Below are 12341 nucleotides of genomic sequence, written 5' to 3'. Positions count from 1 at the left end.
TAAAGCTGATAAAGATACTAATAATGAGCGTTTCATAATTGTTTTTCCTTTTTGGTGATTCGATTAATCTTTTCGATTTCCTGTTATTAATAGAATCGCTGACCCTAATGAGAAGGTTCTGACAGTAGTCTAAGAGTCGGTTAAGAGAAAAGGTGAATTTCCCTGAGTCCAATCTGAGAAAGCAATGAGACTGCTAAAATTACTATCGAAGATTGCAAGTAGAACAAGTATTCTTGGGATGTTATGTGGCAAGATATCAAGCCAGGGATCGGAAACATTGTTATTAGTATTATCCTCTTAAAGCAACCGAGGCAATTTTTCCCAAAACCAATAAAGCGAATGAATATTCCCGTTTTCAACATCTAGGAAAAGCTGGAAGTGAAGCACATATAGATGGAGTTTTAGCCGTTGTTAGAAGGAATCAAATTGAGGAGTTGACTAGAGCTATTGAATCTCTAAAAGAAAAGTGGTTAGACTTGTATCGTGATGAAGATCGAGTTGGTCATCGGGTTGAGTAAATCATTTACTGTAGGAATTCAGTTATTTATTTCTCGATGAAAATGGGGACTTGTAAGATAGGATTAGTAAGGAATTAAATCGTTCTTTAACAGTAATATAATATAAGCATAACCTTTTTTCGATAATATGAATCATAATTTACGGGTTAATGGTAAAGTTCATATTTATTTTCAGTACATTAAAGATTAATTAATATGGTTAACGATACGGTAACTGCAAACCAAACTGAGACAGTTCTTAGAGCCGAGAATGTTAGTGTTTATTACGGTGACTTTTTGGCTTTAAAAGGAATTTATATTGATATTCCTAAAAATAATGTAACCGCCTTTATTGGGCCTTCTGGATGTGGCAAAAGTACTTTGCTACGTTGCTACAATCGTCTTAACGATTTGATTCCTATTTTTCGCCTCGAAGGATTAATCTCTTACCACGACTGTAACTTATATGGTAAGGAGATCGATCCCGTTCAGGTGCGTCGTCGTATTGGGATGGTGTTCCAAAGACCAAATCCTTTCCCGAAAACAATATATGACAACATTGCTTTTGGCGCAAAAATCAACGGGTACAAAGGCGATATGGACGAATTAGTAGAACGCTCTCTCAGACAAGCTGCCCTTTGGGATGAGGTAAAAGATAAGCTTCAACAAAGTGGTTTAGCTATCTCTGGAGGACAGCAACAAAGACTATGTATTGCTCGTGCTGTGGCTCTACAACCAGACGTTGTTTTGATGGATGAACCTTGTTCGGCATTAGACCCCATCTCTACTCTTAAAGTAGAAGAACTAATTCACGAACTGAAAAAACAATATACTATCGTAATTGTTACCCATAATATGCAGCAAGCATCTAGGGTTGCCGATTATACTGCTTTCTTTAATGTGATACCTACCGATGAAGGTAATCGCCAAGGCTATTTAGTAGAATACAATCGCACTGAAAATATCTTCCAAAACCCCCAAGAAAAAGCCACTATGGAATACGTTAGTGGTCGTTTTGGTTAATCGAAAAGATCTAGTATGAAGATCGGGTACGTGCCAATTCTTGATAGGATAAGTTGAACCTGGGATCGTATTAAAGTAAATTTATGTTTTTTAAAAATTTCCTATCTCGTATATTCGCTTTGGCTTTAGTACTTGTTATTGGCTTGATGGGTTGTAGCTCTGGTCCTGCTGGATTGACTGGTAACTATAGCGAAGATACAGCAGCCGTTTTAAGTAATTTAAAAACTGCCATTGAATTACCGAAAGATGCACCCAATCAAAAAGAGGTAGTTACCCTAGCTCGTCAACAAATTAGTGATTACGCATCTCGCTATCGTCGTAATTCTAAGACTGCTGGATTACGCTCTTTTACCACCATGCAAACTGCTTTAAATGCTTTAGCTGGTTACTATAGCTCTTATGGAGTTCGTCCCCTACCAGATAAGTTAAAAAACCGTTTACAAGAAGAGTTTAAACAAGTAGAAATTGCGCTAAAAAGAGGAGTGTAAATCAGTAAATCAGTTAGAAATTCATAACTAAACTCGTTACTGACACGGTTCTTCTCAACTAAAAAACTGAAACAGTAATCTATCCCTTCTCAGCGATCGCGTAGTTCTTTTCTCCGCGTTTTTGGGGAGGGTTTTTTAATGACAAATAGGTTAGAAATGAATAGATCAGGATTAATACTACCGCTAAACCAACAATTTATTTGTATATTCTGAAACCTCTAAGGATATTTTTGGAGATTGAAAACGGTCAAAATTATGCCCAAATTACGTCAACATGGCAGTGGAAAACGCCGAGGGTTAGTGAGCATTTTCTCCCGTCATTGCTTTTCTATTTTAGTAGCTAGTTCTCTGGCTGTTACTAGCTTTCTAATTCCTGGGCAACATTATCAATTTGCGAATGCTGCGACTAATGCCTATTGCCAATTGAATGATAATCAAGTTACGCAAAAAGAACAACTCCTCCAATTGTCTTTAGAAGGAAACTCTCAAGCCAGACAAGAATATCAGTCTCTGATTGCCGAACACGCTACCATAATGCAGCAATGTCGTCAGCAGAATTGGCCTCAAGAGCAAGCAATTTGGTTACGTCTCTATCCTTGTGATGTCAGTCCTGGTTCAATTGACTATGTTTTAGATCGTGTTGTTAATCAAGGATACAATCGAGTTCATTTAGAAGTATTTTACGATAGTCAAGTACTATTACCTCCAGCAGATAACCCTACCCCTTGGTCTGCTATAGTGCGATCGCCAGGCGGAGATAATGTAGATCTACTCAAACAGACTATTAAAAAAGGTCATCAAAGAGGCTTAAAAGTCTATGCTTGGTTGTTCACAATGAATTTTGGTTACAGCTATGCTCAACGCCAAGACAGGCAAGAGGCTTTGGCTCGTAATGGTGAAGGGGAAAATAGTTTAACCTTTGTTAGCGATCGCTCTCAAGCCTTTATCGATCCTTATAATCGCCAGGTACAAGAAGACTACCATCGCTTGGTAAATGCTGTTTTAAAGCGTAAACCAGATGGTATTCTCTTTGACTATATTCGCTACCCTAGAGGATCGGGAAACCAATCATTAGTTAACAATGTTAAAGACCTTTGGATTTATAGTCCTGCATCCTTACAAACTCTCTATAATCGTGGCACTAACGAGAAAGGAAGAGCTTTAATCAAAAAATATGTCAATCAAGGCAATATTACCCTCAAAGATATTAAAGACGTAGATCTTAACTATCCCGAAGAAGGTGAACCCAGTTGGCAAGGTCGTCCTACGAGTAGTTTAAAAGCAAAAGCCAGTCTTCGCGATCGTCATTTACGGTTAAAATCCGAACTCTGGTTTTTTACTGTAGCTCATGCTGCCCAAGGAGTAATTGATTTTCTTTCTTTTGCTGCTGCTCCTGCTCAACAACAAAATATACCTGCTGGGGGGGTATTTTTTCCCGATGCTAACCGTTTAGTGGGAAATGCTGGTTTTGACTCTCGTTTGCAAGCCTGGGATAAGTTTCCTGGCTCTTTAGAATGGCATCCGATGGCGTATTCTGTCTGTGACGGTACAGATTGTATTGTGAAAGAAATTGAAAAAGTAATCGATAATGCTCCTCAAGGGACGGAAGTTATTCCCGCTTTAGCAGGAGTTTGGGGTCAAGAATATCGCAAACATCCTTCTTTAGAGCAACAGATGGCATCTTTACACCGAGCTTTTCCTGAAATCAATTCGGTGAGTCATTTTGCTTACTCTTGGCAAGAGCCAGAAGTAGATCGTCAGCGAAAGTTCTGTAATTTACAGTAAAGACGTTTGCACGAGATTTGCTTAAGCAAACGTCCGTCATATGCCAATCACGGACTCACCGATGGTCGCGCGACGGCGAAGCCGAGTCCTAAGGCGGGAGCGGTATTTTAGGGCAGGCATTTGAGGAGCTCTCAAATGTCGCGGACTTACCGAATGCGCCAGAAGGGATGAAAATAAGTAATGGGATTACTTGAAGCGGATGGGGTTGCCTCGATCGCCTCAAGAGTTGGTTAATCATGACGGTATTTTCTTTCGGATTACCTCTACTAATAATCTCGCTCCTTGGATTTTTCTGGTGCAAGATCGACGCTATACCATCGAACCGCGTCAACGATTCATTGTCATTGATAATTTAACTAACCCTTTTTTTTACAGTAATGCTATATGTCTTTAAATCATCCTATTGTGGAACAGAGTTTTGCTATTATCGATCGCGAAATAGGTAAACATAACCTCAACCCGTCAGAATATGCGATCTCTCGTAGGGTAATTCATACCACTGCTGATTTCGACTATCTTAATTTATTAGAATTTAAGCACAATGGGATCTCTTCTGCTTTAGTTGCATTACAAAATGGAATTCCGATTGTTACCGATGTGACGATGGTAAAGCAGGGAATTAAAACTCTAGTGGGTAAAACATTTAACAATCCCATTATCGCAGCGATCGACTTTGCAGACGTAGCACTACCTGGAAAAACTCGTACTGAAACTGGTTTGTTAAAATGTTGGTCAAAATATCCTGATGCAGTCTATGTGATTGGTAATGCACCCACAGCTTTAATTGCTCTTTGTGAATGTCTTAAAAAGCAAAATAAAATCATTCCACCTTTAATTATTGGTGCGCCTGTGGGTTTTGTATCAGTAATAGAATCTAAACAGGCTTTGAAACAATTAGAAATACCACAAATTATTGTTAAAGGAAGAAAAGGAGGCTCTCCTGTAGCAGCAGCAATTGTTAATGCATTATTAGTTTTAGCAAAAGAAGGTTAGGTTATTTGACTAAAAACCACATTTTGTTGCATTTTATGATTATTTCTAGCTTTGCGATCTCTATATACTAACAATTAAAGAAACTTTTTTCTACATCAGGTAGCTCCTTTAATAAACTATTCCAATTATCATGTTTTTGTAACGCTGTAATCACCAAATCTAACGGTTCAGCAAAAACTTTTTTACAATCTACTTCTTCAGGAAAATTAATGCCATAGGCTAGCTTTTCTTGAGGTGGCATAAACTGAGCATCTACTCCTAGTTTATTTCCTCTAGCATCAAGACGATACCAACCATATTGCGGTAAATAAACAGCATTAAACCCATGTAAAGAATAAGGTACGCCGTCATCAAAAACACTGAGGCGTTGATAACAAAAACCCGCAGGAATACCACTAGCTCTAAATAATGCAGCGAGTAAATGACTCTTAGCAAAACAATAACCTGTTCTGTATTTTAATACCTCTGATGCCGAGCAAGTAACAGGGTTCATTTGATAGTCACTGCTATGTTTTATGTTATCCCTTACCCATTCAAAACAAGTTTTGGCAATTTCTTCTTTACTGTCTTTTCCTTGAGCTAATTGAGTAGCCAATTCTTGTATTTTAGGCTGTTGCCAATCAATAATTTTGGTAGCTGCTAAATATTGCTGCATTCTTAATTAATTAACTCCTGATAAAAATTTAACTGCTCTTTAGCTAGAGCTTGATTTGTATACTTGGTCATTGCTCTTTGATAACCTTTATTTGCAAGCTTTTGGTTAAGATGTGGTTTTTCTATTAACTGTCTTAAACAATGACTTAAAGCTTCAATATCTCCTTCTGGAAATACTAAACCAGCATCATTAATTACGTTAGGAATTTCCCCAGAATCAGAGCCAATAACACTTACTTGACAAGCCATTGCTTCGATTAAAACATGACCAAACTGTTCTTTCCAACCAGCAGCAGTTAAAGTTCTAAATTTAGAGGTAGTTTCTGATGGTAAAACCAAAGTATCCATCAAATTAATGTAGCGAGGAACTTCATCATGAGGAACACTTTCCACTATAGTTAAGCGCTCTTGAATTCCTGTTTTTTGAGCAGTTTGTTCAATTTCAGCTTTTAACTCTCCTCTTCCTAATAATAGTAACTGCCATGGTAAATCTTTTAGGGTTTCTAGAGATTTTATTAAAGTTAAAGTACCTTTTTCAGGAACAAAACGACCTACAAAACCAATAGTAAATTTACCATTATCAAGTCCTAATTTATTAGCTAACTCTGGCTGCTGTCGGGGAGTAAATAAAGTTTCATCAACTCCTAATTGGGGTAAAACAGTTGCTTGGTTTTGATAACCACGATCTCTTAAGATATCTACGCCATCTTGATTACCTGAAATTAAACCATCAGTATTATTAAGATTATATTTTTCTAGTAGGGAGATCGGAAATTTGTTAGTGTAAGGTAAGTTCCACCAGGTAAAAAAGATATTTTTTGCCTTAAGATTTAATAGTGTGTTTAAGGTGATTAGCTGTGCATAACCTAAAGATTTTGCTCCTTGCTCTACTTGAATAATATCGGGTTTAAATTGCTTTAAAAATTTAATAATGCTTGGTTTAAATGTAAGTAAACCTTGGTTGTTTTGACTAAAATTATCAATAGGAACAAGACGAAAATTGCTTTCGATTTTGGCAACAGGTTCAATAATTTTATTTTGTACTCCTCCTGGTCGCCAACGACTTGGTACAACTACCGCTACATCAAGATCATCTTGTAATTGAGATAGTTTACGTAATTTTTCACAATTAAGATCGACTATATAGGTATGACTGGCGACTAAAATTTTCATTATTGAATCTGATAAATTAAAAAGGTTTTTCTGTTGTCACGAATGGCACTTAATATAAATTAAAAGTTAATACAGATTAAATTTTTTTGGGATTAAGCTAATGCTAATTCAACCTACTAGCGTGTCCAGATTAATTTGTTATATAAATTTTTTTCAGTTGATTGGTAAGATAGAGCGATGTTCCGCCTTAACCTCACATTTTTTTAACTCGGTATTTTAGTATGTAAGTGCTACTCTAATAAATATAAGTTTCCCAAAAAATTAACCTGAAGATTCACTTTTTATAGTGATGAAGATAGTAAAATCAACCGATACCTAAATTATCTAAATCAGTTTTACTATAAATTTGACCATCAGTATATAATCCTTTTATTTGAGTTCCAAGAGCATCAAAGAAACCCAAAAGATAAAAAACTAAACGCGTAGCAATTTTAATAGGAGAGCCACTTTTATTACAGGGAGGATTACCCAAAACATGACAATCAAATAACTTGAGATAAAGACGGAACTGCTGCTCTAAAGTAAGATTTTTGAGTGCCATTAAAAAATGGTTATGGTAAAAAGTAAACTGATATTGGAGAGAGCGAGTACTAATATCGTGACAGCCTCCTGTTTCTTCTCCTAAATGGACTAAATTAGCTTCTGGATCGTACCAAATTTTATAATCAGTCTTACGTAACCTCAAACAAAAATCAGACTCTTCTCTGACTGCACTACCACGAAATCTTTCATCAAACCAAATGTTGTATTTGGTAAAAACATCTTGTCGAAAAGACATATTACAACCTCTTGCAGAAATAACTTGCTGAGGCTTGATGGTGTGAACCAAGTCTATATAGTACCAAGCAATTCCTGCATCCATAGCTTCTGGAGGTAAATACTCAATAGTATAGGGAGAGTTATCTTCATTTGCTTGAGCATAATTAGCTAACTTCATGCGATCAAAAACTCGTCCTGCTACCGCTCCAATTTCAGGATGTTTTTGATAGTTTTTAAGATGAGATTGTAAATAATTTGATTCTAACCTTACATCATCATCAATAAAGAGCAGAATATCTCCTTTAGCTCTTCTAACTGCATAATTTCTAGCCCCAGGGAGACTTGCCCAATCGACACGATACCAACTTATTTTTTGAGTATCTGCTAAATTTTGTAAATATTTTTCGGTTGTCGGTTCGTGATTTTTAGTTTGATCTACTACTAAAATTTCAAAATTAGGATAATCTTGCTTTAAGACATCATTAATACTATCAATAAGAGGTTGCTCTCTACCATAAGTAGGAATAATCACTGATATTTTAAGAGTTTCCATTTTTTTATCCATTACTTTTCCAATTGGGGTAAAAAATAATTATTCCGTACTACTATATTTGAATAATATAGCGTTTCTTAAACTCATGAGGTACGAATTTAAACAAATGCAAAAAACCTCGCAATCCCTATCCCCCGATCCTATCAAAGGGTACTTCAGACAACCAAGAATTGCTATATGGTCTTTACTCTATGATATTTAGCTAATTGTTCGGCTGTTAACTCTTTTGCTGTTTCTACCTAAAAATTTAGTTGGAACTTCCTCTTTGTCTGTTTCCTCTGGGGTCTCCAAACGTATATTTTGTTTTTCTTGTTTTTCAATTACAGGCAATTTTAGCAAAACTCCTGCAAACAACCAATAATAGACGGATACTGGGTCTGTATCTAAAGGATACCAATAAGGAAAGTAACTAATAATTAAAATAAAAACCCAAAAGCTAGAACCAAAACTATTAATAGTTTTATCTTTTACTTCTCTATAGCTGTTCAAGGTAACTATTACCAAATTGGTAATAAAAATCATGAAAGCAATTAAGCCAGGATAGCCTACTTCATATAGCAACTTAGGGTGATAAGTTTCTATTAATGCTGTTGAACCAAAAGCTCTCGCTGAATTCGTTGCTTTACCCAAACCTCTACCTAAAATACCTCTTTGTTGTTCATCAGCATAATTAAACTGTTCCAGAATAAATAAATGAGGGGGTGCAGTATTCCAACGAGCAACAAAACTATCTATTCTTTGCTGAACAAATTGAGGATTTGAAGCAGCTACCACACTGAGAATTAAGGCTAATCCAATACCGAAAGGAATGAACCTTTTAAGATTAGCAATTTGCCCTGTCAAAATCAGAGAAATAACAATACAAACTGGTACTAATGCTAAAGCAAGTCTTTGACCAGAAACGACAGAATTAATAAACACTAAAGCCAAACCACCTAAACCCGCAGTACGCCATAATAGTGAAGTATCAGTAAAAGCAACGGTAAAAGTAATAAAACTATTGGCAATCAGAAACCATGCCCAGTGCCAAGGAGAAACAAATGTTCCTGGTAAGCGAATTTGTCCTTGAGAGGGGCTATAAAGTAAAGAACCTCCTACAAAACATTTAGCCTCTAAACTAGCTCTAAATAATTCTCCACCTGCTGCACCACGAGTTCCCGCACAAATGCCTGTTGTCAACATTCCATACTGGATCAGTGCTAAACCACAACAGACAATCGCTAAAACTAAGAGTAATCTGCCTAAAAAGATTAATTGTTTTTTGTTTTCAACTAAATAATATCCCACAAAAATTAAAGGAATATATCCTAGAAAAACTTTAAGACCTAAAATACCCTGCACTATAGGTAATCCATCTTTACAAGGAGTTCTAATGACCAATTGGGTTTCGGGATCGAGAAGATAAGAGCCGTCAGGAGCTGTTAAAAACATATTAGCTGGGGTTAAAGAATCACAACTAGGAAGAATAAACTGCTGTGAACCATTAACTAAAAATAGAGTCATTAAAGTACAAACTACTAAAATGCTTAAGGTTAAAATTAGTTTTTTATTAACAAAAAGTGGCTTTCTTTTTTGGCGACAGTCTTGAATTAAAGCTAACAGAGCAGGAACATAAAAAATATCTTTACTTAACTGGAATAGAGGATTTCCTCCGCCAAGCCAGTAGGTGATAGTACCACTTAAAGGCATATAAATAAGAAAAAACCAAAGTGCTTTACGGGGATAAGAATAGGAAAGAACAAAGCTAGGAATTAAAACTATGACAGCTGATGCTATTTTGAAGTTAATAATTAAACCTAAAGGTAAAGCGAGAGCTAAACCAACGATTAAAGAAACAATCGACAAGGCAATAACTTTTTGTCGAGCTTCTCTAGCTTGGCGTTTTTTCAACAAACGCTCTTTAATACTGACTGTTGTTGGCTGCTGTTTAGTTTTAGCTGCTTTTTTTTTCGGTTTACGTTTTCCTATAACCATAGTGGTTTTGATAATTTTAATTTAATGAGTTTCAAGAAGATTTTTGTAATAAAGTGGTTTTCAAATGATGGGCGATTCTTTGGGCTGCACCAGGATTTCCCATTCTAGCTCGACCATTTTTCGCGATCGCCTTGAGCCAATCGGGAGCATTAAGCAATGACTTAATTGTCGGTACAACCTCTGTTGGAGACTCTTGTAACAAAATAGAACATCCTAAAAGACGACTCTGAGCTTCCATAAAAGCAAAAGTACATTGAGGTCCTTCTCCTGGCATAGTTATAACAGGTTTCCCCAATCCGACAAACTGTTCTGTAGCGGTTCCTGCCATAGCGATCGCTAAATGAGCTTCTTGTAAATATTGGTTATAGGCATTTTGAGCTAGCCATAGAGTAGCTTTTCTTTGCTCAAACAGGAGCTTTTCTGATGAAGATTGCTTCCAACCATTAGCGAGTAACAACTGTTGAAACAAGGTAATATCTACAGTGGGGGCGATCGCAGCATAAAAAATTAACTCATATTCTGTCAAATTATTAACAATCTCGGAAACTGCTGCTAATATTTGTTGCCAATTACGTAACGCCTCTTTTTGTCTTGAACCTGGAAGTAAGACAATCTTGAGAGTTCGATCGAGTCGCTCAGAAGTAGAAGAGACAGCAAAACCATCCATCATCGGATTACCCAGATTATGGGCTTTAATTCCCTGTTGCTGGAGAATAGTCGTAGTCAAGGTATCTCGCGGATAAACACTAATCGCACCACTCATCAGCCATCTTTCCCAAGGGAGATACACCGAGCCAAATTGTTTTTCTAACCAAGAAGTTTGCTCTAACCATGTTCCATGACTATCTCTTAAATAATATTCGGATTTTGCTGTACCAACAAAAGCATAATTACTCCCACTCAGCCGAGCAAATAATAAAGGTACAATATCTCCCACTGCGACTATTGGATATTGCGTTTTGCCCCATTGCTTTACTACTTTTAATTGTTCTACTGTAAGCTGTAGTAAACCTCCTTGAATATCTGAGAACAAATGATTTTTTGACATATAAACAAAACCACCAGAAGGCATTATCTGTACTTTACCTGCTATGGGTATATGTAGCTTTTTGTAAGCATAGCCCTCGCCTACGATGGGTAAAGCGGTGATTTCTAAATTATTAAGGGAAATTTGTAACTGTTCTATAATACGAACAGCAATGATATCTTCTCCATGACCATTACTGACGATTAATAGCTTCATGAGGATGATTGAGCAGGTAGAATTAATTAAAGTGAACTGTGAAGGTCAAGAACCCACACCGCGAAAATTATCAAATAAAGTAAAACTATCAATAGAGTAGCCTATCAAATGCTTTTATAGCTCAAAAATTTAGTTAAATTATCGTTTTATGATTATCATCGTTATTATTTTAAATTTGATAATTACTATTTTTAATCTTTATTTAGCGATTAAAATATGGCAACTAAGAAAGCTGTTTAGACTAATTACGTCTGCTCTCATTAATTGTGAAAATTATCTTTACTATGTTTTGTTGATCGCTCCGCAAATTTTACAGCAAAGACAAACTAATATTTACCATTTTAGACAGCGTTATCAATTGTGGCAGTTACAGCTACAAAAGATACGACAAATTATTGTTCTCTTAAACTGGCTCTATAGAATATGGCGCAGATACAGGGTTACTGTTTAGTAGCTATTAATCACTTTATGTCCTGTGAAACCTTAATTTTTTGTTATAAAATGTTGACATTTGCAGCAGAAAAATCAGCTAAAAGTAGTAGATAATACTGAAAGGAATACTTTTTATTGATAAGTACTTATGCCTAAAGTTGCTTGTTGATTGAAAATTGGACAAACAAAAGCTATAAATACTATCAATTATTCTCCAATAGTTTACAGAGAAATGGTGCAAAAACATGAACACAGGTGTGACTTTAACTTTGCCTTCAATTTCCTTCGATTTATCCATTGATTCGATCAAAGAAGAAGCTCGCCAATTATTATCGAGAGGAATTATCACCCGCAACCAACCCCTTTATGTATTGTGTGAATATTTACCAGCAAGGGAATGGTTGGGGATTGAAAACCAATTAGAAAGAAGCGGTTATTTACTACGCGATCGCATTATCGATCTGATTGGTGCCGAAAAATGGGACAGTGATTAGTAAAGTGGGCCTTGCCTCATGGTGGTATGAAAAGCGCAAAATTTTACTTTTTCATTAATATTCAAGAGGCTTAAAGCGTAGAGGAGGGGCTGTCTCTTGGGGTTTCCCCAAGAGTTTATAAGCCCCGTCTTAGAGCTTAGAGCTTTAAGCTCCGAACAGTATTACTATCGGTTTCATACCTGTCTTGAACGAGTTGCTCATTGAGGGAAACCCAAGGGGCTGATTCTGTCGTTTCACGGCAGAACTTGTAAGCCCCGCCCAAGACCCCTAAAG

The 12341-nt window shown here is 36.4% G+C and carries 12 protein-coding genes; 7 read left to right on the top strand and 5 right to left on the bottom strand.

The features are described from left to right. Positions 1 to 713: 713 nt before the first annotated feature. The 5 genes from pstB (at position 714) to H1P_RS24315 (ending at position 4786) form a co-directional block, all read left to right on the top strand. Complete coding sequence (pstB, locus tag H1P_RS24335; RefSeq protein ID WP_144872217.1) at positions 714 to 1520, top strand: phosphate ABC transporter ATP-binding protein PstB; 807 nt, start codon at positions 714 to 716, stop codon at positions 1518 to 1520. 83 nt (positions 1521 to 1603) lie between these two features. Continuing rightward, positions 1604 to 2008: a photosystem II protein Psb27 gene (gene psb27 / locus H1P_RS24330; RefSeq protein ID WP_144872215.1), complete on the top strand. Its 405-nt coding sequence runs from the start codon at positions 1604 to 1606 to the stop codon at positions 2006 to 2008. A gap of 255 nt (positions 2009 to 2263) precedes the next feature. Next, positions 2264 to 3793, top strand: a complete 1530-nt coding sequence (locus H1P_RS24325; RefSeq protein WP_144872213.1) for a family 10 glycosylhydrolase — start codon at positions 2264 to 2266, stop codon at positions 3791 to 3793. Positions 3794 to 3992: 199 nt separating this feature from the next. Beyond that, positions 3993 to 4187, top strand: coding sequence for a type 2 periplasmic-binding domain-containing protein (locus H1P_RS24320; RefSeq protein ID WP_144872211.1), 195 nt, complete (start codon positions 3993 to 3995; stop codon positions 4185 to 4187). Continuing rightward, positions 4178 to 4786, top strand: a complete 609-nt coding sequence (locus H1P_RS24315) for a cobalt-precorrin-8X methylmutase (RefSeq protein ID WP_144872209.1) — start codon at positions 4178 to 4180, stop codon at positions 4784 to 4786. The genes H1P_RS24320 and H1P_RS24315 overlap by 10 nt, the downstream gene beginning before the upstream one ends. Before the next feature lie 67 nt (positions 4787 to 4853). Here H1P_RS24315 and H1P_RS24310 read toward each other — a convergent pair whose 3' ends face one another. The 5 genes from H1P_RS24310 to H1P_RS24290 form a co-directional block, all read right to left on the bottom strand. Further along, positions 4854 to 5441, bottom strand: coding sequence for a transglutaminase-like domain-containing protein (locus H1P_RS24310; protein WP_144872207.1), 588 nt, complete (start codon positions 5439 to 5441; stop codon positions 4854 to 4856). Positions 5442 to 5443: 2 nt separating this feature from the next. Continuing rightward, positions 5444 to 6613: a hormogonium polysaccharide biosynthesis glycosyltransferase HpsO gene (hpsO, locus tag H1P_RS24305; protein ID WP_144872205.1), complete on the bottom strand. Its 1170-nt coding sequence runs from the start codon at positions 6611 to 6613 to the stop codon at positions 5444 to 5446. Between the two features lie 304 nt (positions 6614 to 6917). After that, positions 6918 to 7925, bottom strand: coding sequence for a hormogonium polysaccharide biosynthesis glycosyltransferase HpsN (hpsN, locus tag H1P_RS24300; protein WP_144872219.1), 1008 nt, complete (start codon positions 7923 to 7925; stop codon positions 6918 to 6920). A gap of 198 nt (positions 7926 to 8123) precedes the next feature. Beyond that, positions 8124 to 9899, bottom strand: a complete 1776-nt coding sequence (gene hpsL / locus H1P_RS24295; protein ID WP_186376118.1) for a hormogonium polysaccharide biosynthesis protein HpsL — start codon at positions 9897 to 9899, stop codon at positions 8124 to 8126. Between the two features lie 31 nt (positions 9900 to 9930). Then, a complete protein-coding gene (locus tag H1P_RS24290; RefSeq protein WP_144872203.1) occupies positions 9931 to 11142 on the bottom strand; it encodes a lipid-A-disaccharide synthase-related protein in 1212 nt (403 codons plus the stop codon). A gap of 148 nt (positions 11143 to 11290) precedes the next feature. On the opposite strand from H1P_RS24290, the gene H1P_RS24285 reads away from it, so the two are divergent. After that, the gene (locus H1P_RS24285) at positions 11291 to 11593 is read left to right on the top strand and encodes a hypothetical protein (RefSeq protein ID WP_144872201.1); all 303 of its coding nucleotides are present in this window, start codon (positions 11291 to 11293) and stop codon (positions 11591 to 11593) included. A 226-nt stretch (positions 11594 to 11819) separates the two neighbouring features. Then, the gene (locus H1P_RS24280) at positions 11820 to 12068 is read left to right on the top strand and encodes a DUF4327 family protein (RefSeq protein WP_144872199.1); all 249 of its coding nucleotides are present in this window, start codon (positions 11820 to 11822) and stop codon (positions 12066 to 12068) included. The last annotated feature ends 273 nt before the right edge of the window (positions 12069 to 12341 follow it).

This window comes from Hyella patelloides LEGE 07179 (genome assembly GCF_900659865.1).
Lineage (GTDB): Bacteria > Cyanobacteriota > Cyanobacteriia > Cyanobacteriales > Xenococcaceae > Hyella > Hyella patelloides.
Note: the sequence above shows the minus strand (reverse complement) of the source record. Positions and strands in the feature narration are given on the sequence as shown.

Excerpts from the sequence above, each read along its gene's own strand:
- pstB (WP_144872217.1), top strand. The coding sequence starts at position 714 with ATGGTTAACGATACGGTAACTGCAAACCAAACTGAGACAGTTCTTAGA.
- psb27 (WP_144872215.1), top strand. The coding sequence starts at position 1,604 with ATGTTTTTTAAAAATTTCCTATCTCGTATATTCGCTTTGGCTTTAGTA.
- H1P_RS24325 (WP_144872213.1), top strand. The coding sequence starts at position 2,264 with ATGCCCAAATTACGTCAACATGGCAGTGGAAAACGCCGAGGGTTAGTG.
- H1P_RS24320 (WP_144872211.1), top strand. The coding sequence starts at position 3,993 with ATGGGGTTGCCTCGATCGCCTCAAGAGTTGGTTAATCATGACGGTATT.
- H1P_RS24315 (WP_144872209.1), top strand. The coding sequence starts at position 4,178 with ATGTCTTTAAATCATCCTATTGTGGAACAGAGTTTTGCTATTATCGAT.
- H1P_RS24310 (WP_144872207.1), bottom strand. The coding sequence starts at position 5,441 with ATGCAGCAATATTTAGCAGCTACCAAAATTATTGATTGGCAACAGCCT.
- hpsO (WP_144872205.1), bottom strand. The coding sequence starts at position 6,613 with ATGAAAATTTTAGTCGCCAGTCATACCTATATAGTCGATCTTAATTGT.
- hpsN (WP_144872219.1), bottom strand. The coding sequence starts at position 7,925 with ATGGAAACTCTTAAAATATCAGTGATTATTCCTACTTATGGTAGAGAG.
- hpsL (WP_186376118.1), bottom strand. The coding sequence starts at position 9,899 with ATGGTTATAGGAAAACGTAAACCGAAAAAAAAAGCAGCTAAAACTAAA.
- H1P_RS24290 (WP_144872203.1), bottom strand. The coding sequence starts at position 11,142 with ATGAAGCTATTAATCGTCAGTAATGGTCATGGAGAAGATATCATTGCT.
- H1P_RS24285 (WP_144872201.1), top strand. The coding sequence starts at position 11,291 with ATGATTATCATCGTTATTATTTTAAATTTGATAATTACTATTTTTAAT.
- H1P_RS24280 (WP_144872199.1), top strand. The coding sequence starts at position 11,820 with ATGAACACAGGTGTGACTTTAACTTTGCCTTCAATTTCCTTCGATTTA.